Annotated in this window: 16 protein-coding genes; 13 read left to right on the forward strand and 3 right to left on the reverse strand. The window is 65.3% G+C overall.

Translation table 11 applies throughout. The features are described from left to right. Window positions 1-30 precede the first annotated feature (30 nt). From ACFWP0_RS16380 to flgA, 3 genes are all read right to left on the reverse strand, one after another. Window positions 31-504, reverse strand: a complete 474-nt coding sequence (locus tag ACFWP0_RS16380) for a flagella synthesis protein FlgN (RefSeq protein ID WP_377843732.1) — start codon at window positions 502-504, stop codon at window positions 31-33. Window positions 505-538: 34 nt separating this feature from the next. Then, window positions 539-832, reverse strand: coding sequence for a flagellar biosynthesis anti-sigma factor FlgM (gene flgM / locus ACFWP0_RS16385; protein ID WP_377843734.1), 294 nt, complete (start codon window positions 830-832; stop codon window positions 539-541). A gap of 127 nt (window positions 833-959) precedes the next feature. After that, window positions 960-1,676, reverse strand: coding sequence for a flagellar basal body P-ring formation chaperone FlgA (flgA, locus tag ACFWP0_RS16390; protein WP_377843735.1), 717 nt, complete (start codon window positions 1,674-1,676; stop codon window positions 960-962). Window positions 1,677-1,853: 177 nt separating this feature from the next. On the opposite strand from flgA, the gene flgB reads away from it, so the two are divergent. The 13 genes from flgB to ACFWP0_RS16455 all read left to right on the forward strand — a co-directional run. Beyond that, window positions 1,854-2,261, forward strand: coding sequence for a flagellar basal body rod protein FlgB (flgB, locus tag ACFWP0_RS16395; protein WP_377843737.1), 408 nt, complete (start codon window positions 1,854-1,856; stop codon window positions 2,259-2,261). A gap of 22 nt (window positions 2,262-2,283) precedes the next feature. Continuing rightward, the gene (gene flgC, locus ACFWP0_RS16400; RefSeq protein WP_008159664.1) at window positions 2,284-2,703 is read left to right on the forward strand and encodes a flagellar basal body rod protein FlgC; all 420 of its coding nucleotides are present in this window, start codon (window positions 2,284-2,286) and stop codon (window positions 2,701-2,703) included. 20 nt (window positions 2,704-2,723) lie between these two features. Continuing rightward, on the forward strand, window positions 2,724-3,434 hold the full coding sequence (locus ACFWP0_RS16405) for a flagellar hook capping FlgD N-terminal domain-containing protein (protein ID WP_377843738.1): 711 nt from the start codon (window positions 2,724-2,726) through the stop codon (window positions 3,432-3,434). A gap of 72 nt (window positions 3,435-3,506) precedes the next feature. Further along, window positions 3,507-5,003, forward strand: coding sequence for a flagellar hook-basal body complex protein (locus ACFWP0_RS16410; RefSeq protein WP_377843740.1), 1,497 nt, complete (start codon window positions 3,507-3,509; stop codon window positions 5,001-5,003). A 38-nt stretch (window positions 5,004-5,041) separates the two neighbouring features. Then, window positions 5,042-5,806, forward strand: coding sequence for a flagellar basal body rod protein FlgF (locus ACFWP0_RS16415; protein WP_377843741.1), 765 nt, complete (start codon window positions 5,042-5,044; stop codon window positions 5,804-5,806). Between the two features lie 52 nt (window positions 5,807-5,858). Next, window positions 5,859-6,644: a flagellar basal-body rod protein FlgG gene (flgG, locus tag ACFWP0_RS16420; RefSeq protein ID WP_377843742.1), complete on the forward strand. Its 786-nt coding sequence runs from the start codon at window positions 5,859-5,861 to the stop codon at window positions 6,642-6,644. After that, a complete protein-coding gene (locus ACFWP0_RS16425) occupies window positions 6,644-7,333 on the forward strand; it encodes a flagellar basal body L-ring protein FlgH (protein WP_377843744.1) in 690 nt (229 codons plus the stop codon). Before flgG ends, ACFWP0_RS16425 begins: the two co-directional genes overlap by 1 nt. 3 nt (window positions 7,334-7,336) lie before the next feature. Beyond that, the gene (locus ACFWP0_RS16430) at window positions 7,337-8,473 is read left to right on the forward strand and encodes a flagellar basal body P-ring protein FlgI (protein WP_377843745.1); all 1,137 of its coding nucleotides are present in this window, start codon (window positions 7,337-7,339) and stop codon (window positions 8,471-8,473) included. 5 nt (window positions 8,474-8,478) lie between these two features. Continuing rightward, complete coding sequence (flgJ, locus tag ACFWP0_RS16435; RefSeq protein WP_377843747.1) at window positions 8,479-9,456, forward strand: flagellar assembly peptidoglycan hydrolase FlgJ; 978 nt, start codon at window positions 8,479-8,481, stop codon at window positions 9,454-9,456. Window positions 9,457-9,529: 73 nt separating this feature from the next. Continuing rightward, window positions 9,530-11,203: a flagellar hook-associated protein FlgK gene (gene flgK / locus ACFWP0_RS16440; protein WP_377843748.1), complete on the forward strand. Its 1,674-nt coding sequence runs from the start codon at window positions 9,530-9,532 to the stop codon at window positions 11,201-11,203. Between the two features lie 47 nt (window positions 11,204-11,250). Beyond that, window positions 11,251-12,510 (forward strand): flagellar hook-associated protein FlgL, encoded by a 1,260-nt coding sequence (gene flgL / locus ACFWP0_RS16445; protein WP_377843750.1) that lies wholly within the window; start codon window positions 11,251-11,253, stop codon window positions 12,508-12,510. Window positions 12,511-12,648: 138 nt separating this feature from the next. After that, window positions 12,649-14,490, forward strand: coding sequence for a methyl-accepting chemotaxis protein (locus ACFWP0_RS16450; protein WP_377843751.1), 1,842 nt, complete (start codon window positions 12,649-12,651; stop codon window positions 14,488-14,490). 101 nt (window positions 14,491-14,591) lie between these two features. Then, window positions 14,592-15,538, forward strand: a 947-nt coding sequence (locus ACFWP0_RS16455) for a Tar ligand binding domain-containing protein (RefSeq protein ID WP_377843753.1), incomplete at its 3' end; no start/stop codon positions are given.

Genomic DNA, 15,538 nt, shown 5'->3' on the forward strand with positions numbered 1-15,538 from the left:
GGGTGTCAGACACCCTGTGAATGGAGCTGTTCAGCCTGCGACGATCGGCTTGCGCCCGGGAGCGCTGCGGGCGCCACGGCCTTGCGCGGTGTAGGTCGGCGCGTTGCCAACCCCCATGTTGCGCAATGCGTCCAGGGACTGCTGGGTATAGCGCAGATGCACGTCTATCAGCGCGCCATTGCGCATGTTGATTTCATTGGCCGACGCCGACTTGGTCAGCAGCGCCTGCCAGACCCCGGACAGCTGCGGGTGCTGCGCGGCGGCCTGCTCGGTGCCGGCATGCCCGGCCGGCAGGCCGATTTCCGTGAGGAGATTGTCCCGCGTCTGGCTCAGGTCGACCAATTGCTGAGCAACGTCGCGCTTGCGTTCGGTGATCTCATGCAGCGCCGCCACGTTGCCCTGTCCGACCAGCACCTCGGTTTCTTCTTCCAGGATGGCGGAGAAGGCGGTGATCAGGGCATCTTCCTGCTTCATGCAGGATTGCAGGGATTCGACGAGGCTCATGACATGCTGCTCAGGTGCGGGTGGATGGGGAGGGCTACTTCAGCAGATCTCGGGCGCTGGCGATCAGGCTGTCGGCGATGCGGCCGGTATCGATCTTGAGCTGGCCCGAGGCGATGGCGGCGCGAATCGCGGCGACGCGTTCGACATTGATGTCGTTCGAGCCGTCCTGCAGGGCGAGCATCTTGCGCGATGCCGAGCTCAGCGCCACTTGCGAGCTGCTGGAGCCGCTGGCATTGCCGGCGCCGTAGGCCTGGCTAACGGCGGACTCGGCGCGTGCACCGACGGCGTCGGCCGACAGGGGCCGGTTGGTGGTCGAATTGATTTTCAAGGTTTTCTCCGCAGGGCGTCCTGGGTCGGTTTGCGACGGATCCGCCTACTTATGTCTCTGTAACGACAAGGCCGGAAGGAACTTTAGGGTATGCGATCAGCCGCCGCAACGCGATATGTAACATTAACTACAGTTGTATTTCAACCAGGGCTGCGTTTCGCACCACGCCGCTCACCACCTGCCCGCCGGCGGTGCGAACCTGCACCATCGCGCCAGGTGCCGCGTTGTCCAGGGCCTGGCCTTCGCTGCTGACCACGAAACCGTTGCCGCGGGCATTGATGCGGACGTTGGAGCCGCGCACCACCGACTGCGCGTTGCGCAACGCCGTGTTCTTGACCGGCTGGCCGGCGTTGATCCGGTAGGCGGCCGTCATGCCGACGACGGTCTGCGGGTCGGTAATTGCGCCGGGAGGCAGGGCGACGAGGTCGCCCTCGCGGGGGGCCAGATCGTCCGGGCTCAGGGCCTGGCCGGCGGCGATCATGCGCGAGGCGACGTAATAGTAGCCGGGCACGCTCACCGTGGCCTGCACGTAGGTCGTCCAGGCCTTGGGCGCGTTGCAGCGCACGCCCACGGTCATGCGCGAACGCAGCTTCATGCCGGAGGACATAAATGGGGACAATGCATCGCAAGGCGCCAGGCGCTCGACGCGCGGCGGATCGATGACGATGGACGGCTGGCCGGGCAGGGCGGCCAGCTGTTCCTGCAGATAGGCCTGCACCGCGATGGCAATCGCTTCGGGGGCCTGGACGGCTGCTTCCTGCCCGTGCGTGGCCGCCATCGGGGCCAGCAGCAGGGCGGCCAGGCAGCCGGCGCGCGCGCGTGGGAGTCGTGCAGGGATTTTCATGATGGATGAATTGTAGAAGCCGGCCGCGTTCGGCAATACGTGAATTGGATGAGAAATGACGGGTTGTTTGGCTGATTGTGTTTAGCCGCCGACCCCTATGATTCCGGCATCCAATGGGATAGCGGTGTGTCCGAAATCCCGTGCTCTATCCGTATTGCAACGCACGAAGGCGCCACGATGCTAGACAGGCTTAACGAAGATTTCCGGTTCTACCAGCAAGCCCTGGGGCTGCGCGCGCAGCGCCAGGAAGTGCTGTCGTCGAACATCGCCAACGCCGACACGCCCAACTACAAGGCGCGCGACTTCGATTTCAAGACGGCGATGCAGAACGCCCTCGATGGCACCAAGCGCCTTCCCGACACCTCGCTGGCGCTGACCTCGGCGCGCCACATCCCGGCCAAGGCCGTCTCGCAGGGCCCCACGGATCTGCTGTACCGCCTGCCGTACCAGCCCAGCCTGGACGGCAACACGGTGGATATGGACATCGAGCGCGTGCAGTTCGCCGACAACACCTTGCACTATCAAAGCACGATGCAAATGATCTCCGGCCGCATCCGGACCATGCAGACCGCTATTCAGGATTGATCTTTAAAGGGAGCGACAGGCAATGTCCTTGTTGAGCATTTTCGATATCGCCGGTTCGGCGCTGAGCGCGCAATCGCAGCGCATGAACGTGGCGGCCAGCAACATGGCCAACGCCGACAGTGTCGTCGGTCCGGATGGCCAGGCCTATCGCGCCCGCCAGGTGGTGTTCCAGGTCAACCCGGCCCCCGGCCAGGCGCTGGGCCAGGAAATCGGCGGCGTGCGCGTCGCCGGCGTGGTCCAGGACCAGTCGCCCCTGAAGCAGGTCTACGACCCCAAGCACCCCATGGCCGACGCCCAGGGCTACATCAGCATGCCCAACGTCGATCCGGTGGCCGAAACCGTCAACATGATTGCGGCTTCGCGGTCGTATCAGGCGAACGTCGAGGTGCTCAACACCGCCAAGGCGCTGATGCAGAAGACGCTGACCATCGGTCAATCCTAATTTCCCGGCAGAGCGAATTCATGACCACCATCGATCAAACCACGAGCAACACCGGACTGGGCCTGGCGCAAACCGGCGCCAACACCACCAGCACGGCGCAAGGCCTGCAGGACCAGTTCCTGAAGCTGCTGGTGACGCAGCTGCAAAACCAGGACCCGCTGAACCCGATGCAGAACGCCGAGCTGACCTCCCAGCTGGCGCAGATCTCCACGGTGGAAGGCATCACCAATCTGAAGAACACCATGCTGGCCATCAGCGGCCAGATCGACGTGTCCCAGTCGATGAACGCCGTCGCCATGATCGGCAAGGGCGTGCTGATTCCCGGCTCCAAGATCAAGGTCGGCGTCGACAGCGAAAACCCCGCCGAGCGCGTGGTCACCCCCTACGGCCTGGACCTGCAGGGCGACGCCAACAAGGTTCAGATCCGTATTTCGGATTCGAACGGCGCGGTCGTGCGCACGATCGACATGGGCGACCAGGAAAGCGGCGTCAAGACCGGCGTCTACACGCTGGACTGGGACGGCAAGAACGACAGTGGCGTGGCGCTGGAAGCGGGCGCGTACACCGTGTCCGTCCTGGCCACCGACGCCGACGGCAAGAAGGTGAACGCCGAAGTGCTGAGCTACGGCATGGTCAAGAGCGTGGCGTATTCCACCAACGGCCTGCGCCTGGACCTGGGCCTGGACGGCCAGACCAGCATGCTGGACGTGCGCAAGGTGATCGGCGCCTGAGCTAGGCGCAACTGAATCGGTGCCGGCGCACGGGCGGCGGCTTTCCCACTACAGATTAGCGAGAGAGAAAACATGGGCTTCGGACAAGGATTGAGCGGCTTGAATGCCGCGGCGCAGAACCTGGACGTCATCGGCAACAACATCGCCAACTCCGGCACGGTCGGCTTCAAGTCGTCCACGGCATCGTTCGCCGACGTCTACGCCAGCTCCCGCGTGGGCCTGGGCGTGAAGGTCGCGGCCATCAGCCAGCGCTTCACGGTGGGCACGGTCAACGGCGGCGGCGGCGAATACGACATCGCCATCGACGGCGCCAAGGGCATGTTCCGCGTGACCGACCAGAGCGGCGCCGTGATGTACACCCGCAACGGCGAATTCCTGGTCGACAAGAACAACTTCATCGTCAACGCGCAGGGCTACCGCATGACCGGCTACCCGCCCGGCGCGGTCGGCGCGAACCCGGTGGAACTGCAGCTGCCCACCGCCAACGTGGCCCCGCAGGCAACCTCCACCGCCACCACCGTGGCCAACCTGAACGCCAACGCCAAGGTCATTTACCTGACCGACACCGTGACGTCGCCGGCTGTCAACGGTTCCGTCACGCTGACCGCCGTCGCGCCGCCCGCGGTCACCGGCACCTACAATTTCACCCGCAATCCCGCGGGCGACATCGTCTGGGTGGCCGCGCCGCCCAATGGCGATTATGGCGCTGCGCCCAACCTGATCACCATCGACTCCGCGAACCCCGCCCCCGGCGGCATTGCCGCCGGCGACATCGCCCTGGTTCCCGGCTACACGAACTACACGGCCGCCGTCACGGAACTGGCCAAGCCTTTCGATCCCAAGATCTCCGACAGCTACACCAACGCGTCGCCGATGACGGTGTTCGACTCGCTGGGCAACTCGCACCAGGTGATGCAGTACTTCGTGAAGCGCCCCGCCGAAGCGGGCACCAGCGTCTATGACGTCTACTACACGATGGACGGCCAGGCCATGGCGCCGACGACCGAAGTGGGCGGCGTCTGGGGCGCCCCGCAGAAGTTCACCTTCAACAACGCCGGCACGATGACCAGCGCCCCGACCGTGACCCTGAGCTTCGCCCAGCCCGGCGGCACGGCCACCCCGGCCGATCCGCTGAGCATCGCCGTCAACTACACCGGCACCACCCAGTACGGCAGCGACTACAAGCTGGTTGGCAAGCCCAACGGCTACACGTCCGGCGAGTTCAGCGGCATCAACATCGGCGGCGACGGCAGCCTGGTGGCCAGCTACACCAACGGCGAAACTCAGGTCGTGGGCACGATCGTGCTGGCCGACTTCGCCAACCTGCAGGGCCTGCAGCCCGTGGGCAACAACGCCTGGACCGAAACGGCGGCCTCCGGCCAGCCCATCCTGGGCCAGCCCGGCACCAACGGCATGTCCAAGGTGGTTGGCCAAGCCACCGAGTCGTCCAACGTCGACATGAGCAAGGAACTGGTCAACATGATCATTGCCCAGCGCACGTACCAGGCCAACTCGCAAACCATCAAGACCCAGGACGAAATCATGCAAGTCCTGATGAACCTGAAGTAATGCCCGGCAGGCACGCGACGACACCGACGGAATAGGCAATGGATCGAATCATCTACACCGCCATGAATGGCGCGGCGCGGATCGCTGAGCATCAGGCCGCGCTCTCCAACAATATGGCCAACGTGAACACGGCGGGGTTCCGCGAGCAGATCGCGCTATACCGCTCGGTTCCGGTGACGGACGGGGTGAGCCTGCCTACGCGTGTTTCGACGGTGGCGTCCACGCCTGGCAACAGCTTCCAGATGGGCGCCATGCAGACCACGGGCCGCGACCTGGACGTGGCGCTGTCCAGCGAAAATGGCTGGATCGCGGTGCAGACGCCCCAGGGCGAAGCCTATACGCGCGCCGGCAGCCTGCAGGTCGGCGTCAACGGGCTGCTGCAGACGTCCCTGGGCCAGCCGGTGCTATCGGACCAGGGCGGGCCCATCGATGTGCCCGACCAGGCCGCGCTGACCATCACGTCGGACGGCACCATCACCGCCATCGGCGCGGGCGACGCGCCCAACAACATCCTGAACCTGGGCCGGCTCAAGCTCGTCAACCCGCCCAACGCGCAGTTGGTGCACGGCGACGACGGCGTGTTCCGCCGGGCCCCGGTCAATGGCCAGCCGGCGCCTCCGTACCCCGCGGACCCCAGCCTGCGCCTGTTGTCGGGCGTGCTGGAAGGCAGCAACACCAATCCCATGGCGTCGATGGTGGGCATGATCGAAAATGCCCGCCGCTTCGAGCAGCAGATGCAGGTGATCCAGCATTCGGACCGCAACGCCGAACGCGCCAACGGCATCCTGTCCGTCAGCGCCTGATCCAAATAACTATTCGCTCGCGGCCGGGCCGCGGCACCTGGAGTACTTCATCATGATGCGTTCGCTGTGGATTGCCAAGACGGGCCTGGAGGGTCAGCAGACCTCCATGGACGTGATTTCCAACAACTTGGCCAACGTCTCCACCAACGGGTTCAAACGCGGCCGCGCCGTGTTCCAGGACCTGATGTACCAGACGCTGCGCCAGCCCGGCGCCCAAGTCGGCGACGCCACGCAGCTGCCGTCCGGCCTGCAGCTGGGCACCGGCGCGCGCGTGGCCGCGACCGAGCGTATCCATACCGCCGGCAACCTGAACAACACGGGCGGCGAGATGGACATCGCCATCAACGGCCGCGGCTTCCTGCAGATCGAACTGCCCGACGGCACGCAGGCCTACACCCGCGACGGCGCCCTGCAGCGCGACCAGAACGGCCAGCTGACCACCGTCAGCGGCTACGTGATCCAGCCCCCGATGAACGTGCCGGACAACGCCTTGTCCATCTCGATCGGCAACGACGGCATCGTCTCGGTGACGCAGCCTGGCGCCGCGGGCGTCAACGTGCAGATCGGCCAGCTCCAGATCGCCACCTTCATCAATCCGACGGGCCTGCAGAGCATCGGCGAGAACCTGTACCTGGAAACCGACGCGTCGGGTCCGGCCAACCTGCTGCAGCCCGGCGTGGACGGCGCTGGCTCGATCATGCAGAACTACGTCGAGACGTCCAACGTCAACGTTGCCGAAGAGCTGGTCAACATGATCACGACGCAGCGCGCCTACGAAATGAACAGCAAGGCCGTCAAGACCTCGGACGAGATGCTGGCCCGCCTGACCCAACTGTGATGCCCATGTCTGTCCTGCGTCTGGTATTCGGTGCAGCCCTGGCTTTGCTGGCGGCTGGCTGCGCCATGATTCCACCCGAGCCCATCGTGACCGGGCCGACGACGGCGGCGCCGCCGCCGCCGCCCATGCCCATGGCGCAGCCCACGGGCTCGATCTACCAGCCCACGACTTACGGCAACTACCCCTTGTTCGAGGACCGCCGGCCGCGCAACGTGGGCGACATCGTCACTATCGTCCTGAACGAGCGCACGAATGCCTCGAAGAACGTGGCGACGAACACCAACCGCAGCGGTTCGACAACCCTGGGCATCGCGGCCGCGCCGTCCTTCATGGACAGCTGGGCGGGCGCCAACCTGAATACCGACGCCAAGGGCGGCAACGTCGCGCAGGGCAAGGGCGACAGCACGGCGAACAACGCGTTTACCGGCACCATCACCACGACGGTGGTGGGCGTGATGTCCAACGGCAACCTGCAGGTCGCCGGCGAAAAGCAGATCGCCATCAACCGCGGCAGCGAGTACGTGCGCTTCGCGGGCGTGGTGGATCCGCGCTCCATCACCGGCACGAACACCGTGTCGTCCACCCAGGTGGCCGACGCCCGCATCGAGTACCGCAGCAAGGGCGTCATGGACGAAGTCCAGACCATGGGCTGGCTGCAACGCTTCTTCCTGATCGCTTCGCCGTTCTAAAACATGAAACAACCGACTCCGATATCCGCCTTGCTGTCTCTGTTGGCGCGCGTGTGCGTTGCCGTCGGGCTGGCGGCTGGCGCCGGTGCGGCGCACGCTGAACGGCTCAAGGACCTGGCCTCCATTCAGGGCGTGCGGGGCAACCAGCTGATCGGCTACGGCCTGGTCGTGGGCCTGGACGGCAGCGGCGACCAGGTCCGCCAGACGCCCTTCACGCAGCAGAGCCTGACCAACATGCTGTCGCAACTGGGCATCACGGTGCCCTCCGGCAGCAACATGCAGCTAAAGAACGTGGCGGCCGTCATGGTGACGACCACCTTGCCGGCATTCGCCCGGCCCGGCCAGACGCTGGACGTGGTGGTGTCCTCCATGGGCAACGCCAAGAGCCTGCGCGGCGGCACTCTGCTGATGACGCCGCTCAAGGGCGCCGACAGCCAGGTCTACGCGATCGCCCAGGGCAACATCCTGGTGGGCGGCGCGGGCGCGTCCGCCGGCGGTTCCAGCGTGCAGATCAACCAGCTGAACGGCGGCCGCATCAGCGCGGGCGCCATCGTCGAGCGCGGCGTGCCCACCACGTTCTCGCGCGACGGCTACATCCATGTAGAGCTGAACAATACCGACTTCGGCACCGCGCAGAACGTGGCGACGGCGCTGAACCGCAAGTTCGGCCAGGGCACCGCCACGGCGCTGGACGGCCGGGTGGTGCAGGTGCGCACCCCGATGGAGCAGGCCTCCCAGGCCCGCTTCCTGTCGCAGGTCGAAGACTTGCAGGTCGCGCGCGCGCCCACGGTCGCCAAGGTGATCATCAACGCCCGCACGGGTTCGGTCGTCATGAACCGCACGGTCATGATCGAAGAAGCCGCCGTGGCGCACGGCAACCTGTCCGTCATCATCAACCGCCAGAACGAGGTCTTCCAGCCGGACACGCCTTTCACGCAGGGCCAGACGGTGGTGGTGCCCAATACCCAGATCGAAGTGCGCCAGGACAACGGCTCGCTGCAGCGCGTGAACACCAGCGCCAATCTGGCTGACGTGGTCAAGGGCCTGAATGCGCTGGGCGCCACGCCCCAGGACCTGCTGGCGATCCTGCAGGCTATGAAGACCGCGGGCGCCCTGCGCGCCGAACTGGAAATCATCTGACGGCCATGGCATACACCAACGATGCGGCTCGCGGCGCGGGCCGGCAGGATTCGGTCTTCGACATGGGCCGCCTGTCGGACCTGAAGCGCGACGTCAAGAAAGACCCCGAGGGCACCGAGCAGCAGAAGCAGGTGGCCAAGCAGTTCGAGGCCCTGTTCCTGCAGATGATGGTCAAGCGCATGCGCGAGGCCACGCCCAAGGAGGGCCTATTCGACTCGCAGCAGACGCAGATGCTGCAGTCCATGGCGGACGAGCAGCTCGCGCTGCACCTGGCCACGCCGGGCATCGGGCTGTCCCAGTCCATCCTGGCGCAGATGCAGCAGGGCAAGCCGGGCGACGTGTCCGAGGACGCCGTGAAGAGCATCGGGCAGGGCGGCGACCTGGATTTCCGCACGGGCGGTTCGCGCGAAGTCTCGGCATTGCTCAACGTCATGCGCAACAACCGCGCCAGCGATCGCGCGCTTGCGGCGGCGGAAGGCGCGCCCGAGCACGTGGTCAGCTTCGTGTCGAAGATGTCGCGCGCGGCCAACCTGGCATCGCAGCAGAGCGGCGTGCCGGCGCGCCTGATCATGGGCCAGGCGGCCCTGGAGTCCGGCTGGGGCAAGCGCGAGATCAAGCACGAAGATGGCCGCACCAGCTACAACCTGTTCGGGATCAAGGCGGGCGGCAGCTGGAAGGGCCAGGTCGTGAACGTATTGACCACCGAGTACGAAGACGGTGTCGCGAAAAAGGTGACGCAACCTTTCCGCGCTTATGCCTCTTACGAAGAATCGTTCGCGGACTATGCCCGCCTGATCGGCAACAGCCCGCGCTACGAGAACGTGACACAGGCGCGCAACGAAATCGAAGCGGCGCGCCGCATCCAGGACGCAGGGTACGCGACCGACCCGCAGTACGCGCAAAAGCTGATCGGCATCATGGGCCAGCTGCGCGGCGCGGCATCCAAGGTGGAAATTTCGCGGCAGATGTTGGAAGGGCTCTAAATTTGGGGCGGCTCCTGCCGTAAACGGAGTATCCAGAGATATCAGCTGCGGTTACATACGGGGCATTGTCAGCATGAATTTGTACAAAACGGCATTGGGCGGGTTGAACGCGGCGCAGGCGGGTCTGGCGACCACCAGCCACAACATCAACAATGCCACCACTGTGGGCTACAACCGCCAGCGCGTCATGACCTCCACGGCGGGCGCGCAAGCGACCACCAACGGCTACATCGGCCGCGGCGTACAGGTCGACACGGTCGAGCGCAGCTACGACAGCTTCCTTTACAAGCAGCTCGTCGGCGCGCAGGGCAGCGGCGCCCAATTGCAGGCCCAATTTGACCAGATCTCGCAGGTCAACAACCTGTTCGCGGACCGCACCGTCGGCATCCATCCGGGCCTGACCAATTTCTTCACCAGCATGAACACCGTGGCCAGCAAGCCCGCGGATCCGGCCGCGCGCCAGGACCTGATCGGCCAGGCCAACAGCCTGACCACGCAGATCCGCTCGGCCTACCAGGAAATGCAGAACCAGCGCGACGGCCTGAACACGCAGATCACCACCACGGTCGAGCAGGTCAACAGCTACCTGACCCGCATCGACGACCTGAACCAGCAGATTTCGCTGGCTTCCGGCAAGGCCGGCGGCAGCCCCCCCAACGACCTGCTTGACCAGCGCGACCAGGCCGTGATGGAGCTCAACCAGCTGATCGGCGTCACGACCTACCAGCAGGGCGACAAGATCAGCGTGTCGCTGACCAAGGGCGGCCAGTCGCTGCTGTCGGGCAACACCATCTATCCGCTGCAAGCCGTGCCGTCCTCGAAGGACGCCAGCCGCACGGTGCTGGCCTACACCTTGCCGGCGGGTTCGGGCAAGACCATCGCGGTCGAAATGAAAGACAGCGAAGTCACCGGCGGCAAGCTGGGCGGCCTGCTGCAGTTCCGCGCGTCCTCGCTGGATCTCATGCAGAACCAGCTGGGCCAGATGGCGGTCGGCCTGGCGCTGTCCTTCAATGAACAGCACAGGCAAGGCCTGGACCAGAACGGCGACCCGGGCACGGATTTCTTCAGCATCGGTTCCCCGCAAGGCGTCCCGAACACGCAGAACAAGAGCAATGCCCAGATCTCGGGCGAGTTCACGGACCTCGCCAGCATCAACGCCAAGGATTACGAGATCTCGTTCGACGGCACCAACTACCAGGTGCTGCGCATGCCGGAAGGCGCCCAGGTCTACAACGGCCCCGCCACGGGCACGCCGCCCACCGCCACGCTGAACCTCGAAAGCGAGATGGGCGTGACCCTGACCATCAACGCCCCGCCCCAGGCGGGCGATAAATGGTCGTTGTCGCCGACCCGCGACGCCGCGCGCGATATCAAGGTCGTGATCACTGATCCGGAGAAGGTCGCCGCCGCCGACGCCGAAGGCGGCGACGCCAACGGCAAGAACGCCTTGAAGCTGGCGCAATTGCAGAATGCCAAGGTCCTGGGTCACGGCACGATGAGCACGACGGACATGTTTGCGCAGGTCGTGAACACCGTGGGCGTGCAGACGCAGCAGGTCAAGTCGGCAGCCACCGCGCAGGTCAACCTGATCAAGCAGACGACGGCCGCCCAGCAGGCGGTGTCGGGCGTAAACCTGAACGAAGAGTACGTCAGCCTTTCGCTGTACCAGGAACAGTACCAGGCCAGCGCTCGCATCATTGATGTGGCGAGCACCGTTTTCGACACGCTGCTGGGCCTGCGCGGCTGACCGGATCGTTGAATTGTGATGACTAAAAAGATTTTCGGAGCTGCACCATGCGCCTGAGCACCACGATGATGTACACGAACGGCCTGAGCGGTGTTCTCGCCCAGGAATCCGACATGAATCGCCTGGTCGAGCAGGTCGGCAGCGGACGCAAGTTCCTCACCCCGGCGGACGATCCGCTGTCGGCGTCCCTGTCGATCGGCGTCGCGAGCACGCAGAGCATGAACAGCACGTACGGCCTGAACCGGAATACGGCAAAGACCAACCTGGGCCAGGAAAGCAATATCCTGGACTCGATCACGACCGCATTGCAGGACGTGCGCACCCGCGTCGTGCAAGCCGGCAACGGCACCTTCGCCGACAGCGACCGCCAGGCCCTGTCGACCGCCTTGAAGAGCGCCCGCGATGCCCTGCTGGGGCTGGCGAACAGCACGGACGGCAATGGCCAGTACCTGTTCTCTGGCTACCAGGGCGGCGTGGTGCCTTACGCCCAGGATGCGTCGGGCAAGATCGTCTACAGCGGCGCCACCGGCGAACGCACGGTGCAGGTCGACCAGTCGCGCCAACTGTCCACCAGCGACCTGGGCAGCGACGTCTTCAACCGCGCCAACCCGGGCTCGCAGGCCTATGTCAGCACCGCCGCGCCGGCCAACGGCGGCACGGCCCAATTCGGCACCGTGTCGGTCACGCCGGGCAGCCCCAACATCGGCAAGAATTTCAGCTTGCAGTTCGAGTCGGACGTTGCCACCGGCAACATGGGCTACCGCGTCATCACGACGGACCCGAACGCCAATCCGCCGGTGCCGCCGGTGATCACGCCCGCGCCGCCCGCTGCGCCCACGACTTACACGCCGGACGCCAGCATCGACTTCGGCGGCGTCGCCGTCGTGGTGAAAGGCGCGCCGCAGAACGGCGACGTGATCAACGTCGAGAGCATCCAGTCCGCCGACGTGGACATGTTCAACACGCTGGACAGCCTGATCAAGGTTCTGGATTCGCCCATTGCCGGCGACGACAAGGCGCTGGCCAGGCTGAACAATGAACTGGCGACCGCCAACAAGAAGCTGGCAAGCAACTACGACAACGTTCTGACGGTGGCCGCTTCGGTGGGCGCCCGCTTGAATGAGCTGGATGCGCTGGACGCCACCGGGACGCAAAAGGGCCTGTCGTACGCCAAGTCCTTGTCCGATCTGGAAGACCTGGACTATTACGCCGGCGCAAGCCAGCTTGCCTTGCGCCAGGTGGCGCTGCAGGCGGCTTCGGCGGCTTTCATGACCATTCAGGGCTCCAGCCTGTTCATGCGCAAGTAGTTCGGCTAGACCCAGGACCGCGCCCCGGGGCGCGGCGATTGCGCCCTTGCGGACGCTTCTGGCCAAAGGCTGGGGCGTCCGTGGTTGCGTGCACGGTAGGAAATTGTCGTTTCACGTTGCTCATCGCTCGGATATTTCATGCTTGGTAATTTGAAAGTTCGCACCTGTATCGTTCTGGTGCTGTTGCTCTTCACGGGGGCCATGTTCATATCCAATGGCGTGGCGTGGATGGGCTTGAACTCCAGCAACGAAAAGCTGGAGCAGGTCAATCGCGCCTACACCGATCAGGCGACGCAGTTGAGCCGGGGCTATACCCAGTTCCTGCGCGCCCGCTTGCTGCTGGCGACGTCCCTGATGGACATGCAGCAAGGCAAGACCGAACAGTCGGCGTCCCAGGCCAAGCGGGCCGAGACCCTGATGCAGGAAGGCAACAAGACGCTCGATGCGTTCCGCAAGGCCCCGCGCCTGGCGGGCACCGAGCCGCTGATCCAGAAGCTGGATGTCGCGTTCAAGCAATTTGACGACGTGGTCAAGCGCCAGTCCGCCGCGCTCTCGACCATGGCGGTGCAGGACTACCTGGACCTGAACGATGCCGGCAGCGCCGCGAACACCGCGCTGCGCGAGGCGGTGAACGAGCTGCTGACCTTCGTCGACAAGCGGACGGACGAGCTTGTCACCGAGGCGGAGGCGGCGCACCGGGTGTCGCGCCTGGTCACGATCGTCATGCTGGCGATCGCGCTGGCGCTGGCCTTGGGATGCTGGCTTTTCATCAACCGCACCGTGCTGCGTCCGCTGCACGAGGCAGGCGACCATTTCGAGAAGATCTCGGGCGGGGATTTCACCGGCCGCATCGAGGTGCGCAGCACCAATGAGATCGGCCAGCTGTTCGCGGCGATCAAGCGCATGCAGGAAAGCCTGACGCGCACGGTGGCGTCGGTGCGCCGCGGCGTGGACGAGATCAATGTGGGTTCGCGTGAAATTTCCGCGGGCAACACGGACCTGTCCAGCCGCACCGAACAGCAGGCGGCCTCGCTCGAGGAAACCGCGGCTTCCATGGAGCAGCTGGCGTCCACCGTGAAGCAGAACGCCGACAATGCCCGCCAGGCCAACCAGCTGGCGGCCAGCGCGTCGGACGTGGCGGAACGTGGCGGCTCGGCGGTCTCGGAAGTGGTCAGCACGATGCAGGGTATTTCGGCCAGCTCGCGCAAGATTTCCGAGATCGTGTCGGTGATCGACGGCATTGCGTTCCAGACCAACATCCTGGCGCTGAACGCCGCGGTGGAAGCGGCGCGCGCGGGCGAGCAGGGCAAGGGCTTTGCGGTGGTGGCGGGCGAAGTGCGCTCGCTGGCGCAGCGCAGCGCGCAGGCGGCCAAGGAAATCAAAGGCCTGATCGAGGACTCGGTGACGAAGGTCGGCGCGGGCTCGCAGCAGGTCGAGCGTGCCGGCGCGACGATGCAGGAGATTGTGTCGTCGGTCAAGCGGGTGACGGACATCATGGGCGAGATCTCGGCGGCGTCCGAGGAGCAGTCCAGCGGAATCGACCAGGTCAACCGTGCGGTGTCGCAGATGGACGAAGTGACGCAGCAGAACGCGGCGCTCGTGGAAGAAGCGGCTGCCGCGGCCGGATCGCTGCAGGAGCAGGCGCAGCGCCTGGCCGAAGCGGTGGCCGTGTTCAAGATCAACGCGGGCGAAGTCATCGAAGTGCCGGCCCGCCAATTGGCTCAGCAACAACGCAGCGCCCCGCGCGTAGCGGCGCCGCAAGCCGCCCCGGCGGAGGAGCCGGCGCCGGCCCCGAAGGCCGCGGCGGCGCCTCGCCTGACGCAGGTCGCCCGGCCCAGGCCCGCATCCGCGGCGTCGGCAACGCGCCCGTTGCGCCGGCCGGTTACGCGCACGGTCGAGACGGCGGAAGCGGCTACGGCCAGCCCGCCGCCCGCCGCTCGCCGGCCGCCGCCTTCGGACGACGATTGGGAGTCCTTCTGACGGAGCGTTCCGCCAGCGCAATAAGCAGGCAGTAGATAACACCCCTTTTACGGTCCGGCGGCCACAGAGCGCCGCCGGGACGACTACCGGAACATACGGAAATGTTTAGCAATCTGAAGGTGCGCACGGGCTTGATGCTTGCCCAGTTAGCCGTTGCCCTGGCCGCGCTCGTTGCCATTGTCTTGGGTTGGAACAGCATGCAGTCCAATGCCCGGGCGATCGACGCTTTGGATACCTTGAGCGTGCAGCAGAGCAATCTGATCAAGGATTCGTATACGCAGATGCTGCGCGCCACGATCCGCGCCGACATTGCCGCCGCTCAGCGCGCGGCCGGCGACACGAACGGCGCCGCCGAGAACTCGCGCACCGTGCAGCAGCTGATCACGGACGCCAAGAAGAAGATGGAAACCTTCAAGGCGATTCCGAAGACCACGGAAATCGGCAAGGCGGCCGAGGGCGAACTGGTGACGTCCTTCAACGGTTTCGCCGACGCCCTGCAATCCATGATGTCGGCCTTGGACAAGGGCGATTCGGCGACGTATCTGTCCTTGAAGAACACTAAGGCGGGCGCCGCGAGTGGGCTTTTCTTCAAGCAGCTTGGCGACTTTGCCGGCGACATCAATACCTACAGCGAAGAGATGGTCTCGTCGTCGCGCACGCAGGCGGCGATGATGGCCTATGTCTACATCGCGCTGGCGGTGCTGATCCTGGCGGTGTCGCTGGGCGCGTTCCTGTTCATGAACCGCGTCATCCTGCGCCCGCTGCGCGCGGTCAGCGACAGTTTCGACAAGATCGCCGGCGGCGACCTGACCGTGCGCGTGGAGGTGAATTCCAGCAACGAGATCGGCGCCCTCATGGCGGCGGTAAAGCGCATGCAGGAAAGCCTCGCCCGCACGGTGGCGTCAGTGCGTCGCGGCGTGGACGAGATCAATGTGGGTTCGCGTGAAATTTCCGCGGGCAACACGGACCTGTCCAGCCGCACGGAAGAGCAGGCGGCCTCGCTCGAGGAAACCGCGGCTTCCATGGAGCAGCTGGCGTCCACCGTGAA

The sequence above is a fragment of the Achromobacter sp. NPDC058515 genome (genome assembly GCF_042721735.1).
Lineage (GTDB): Bacteria > Pseudomonadota > Gammaproteobacteria > Burkholderiales > Burkholderiaceae_B > Achromobacter.

What these genes read in the sequence shown, in the direction of transcription:
- ACFWP0_RS16380 (WP_377843732.1), bottom strand. Translation starts at nt 504, where the DNA reads ATGAGCCTCGTCGAATCCCTGCAATCCTGCATGAAGCAGGAAGATGCC.
- flgA (WP_377843735.1), bottom strand. Translation starts at nt 1,676, where the DNA reads ATGAAAATCCCTGCACGACTCCCACGCGCGCGCGCCGGCTGCCTGGCC.
- flgB (WP_377843737.1), top strand. Translation starts at nt 1,854, where the DNA reads ATGCTAGACAGGCTTAACGAAGATTTCCGGTTCTACCAGCAAGCCCTG.
- flgC (WP_008159664.1), top strand. Translation starts at nt 2,284, where the DNA reads ATGTCCTTGTTGAGCATTTTCGATATCGCCGGTTCGGCGCTGAGCGCG.
- ACFWP0_RS16405 (WP_377843738.1), top strand. Translation starts at nt 2,724, where the DNA reads ATGACCACCATCGATCAAACCACGAGCAACACCGGACTGGGCCTGGCG.
- ACFWP0_RS16410 (WP_377843740.1), top strand. Translation starts at nt 3,507, where the DNA reads ATGGGCTTCGGACAAGGATTGAGCGGCTTGAATGCCGCGGCGCAGAAC.
- ACFWP0_RS16415 (WP_377843741.1), top strand. Translation starts at nt 5,042, where the DNA reads ATGGATCGAATCATCTACACCGCCATGAATGGCGCGGCGCGGATCGCT.
- flgG (WP_377843742.1), top strand. Translation starts at nt 5,859, where the DNA reads ATGATGCGTTCGCTGTGGATTGCCAAGACGGGCCTGGAGGGTCAGCAG.
- ACFWP0_RS16425 (WP_377843744.1), top strand. Translation starts at nt 6,644, where the DNA reads ATGCCCATGTCTGTCCTGCGTCTGGTATTCGGTGCAGCCCTGGCTTTG.
- ACFWP0_RS16430 (WP_377843745.1), top strand. Translation starts at nt 7,337, where the DNA reads ATGAAACAACCGACTCCGATATCCGCCTTGCTGTCTCTGTTGGCGCGC.
- flgJ (WP_377843747.1), top strand. Translation starts at nt 8,479, where the DNA reads ATGGCATACACCAACGATGCGGCTCGCGGCGCGGGCCGGCAGGATTCG.
- flgK (WP_377843748.1), top strand. Translation starts at nt 9,530, where the DNA reads ATGAATTTGTACAAAACGGCATTGGGCGGGTTGAACGCGGCGCAGGCG.
- flgL (WP_377843750.1), top strand. Translation starts at nt 11,251, where the DNA reads ATGCGCCTGAGCACCACGATGATGTACACGAACGGCCTGAGCGGTGTT.
- ACFWP0_RS16450 (WP_377843751.1), top strand. Translation starts at nt 12,649, where the DNA reads ATGCTTGGTAATTTGAAAGTTCGCACCTGTATCGTTCTGGTGCTGTTG.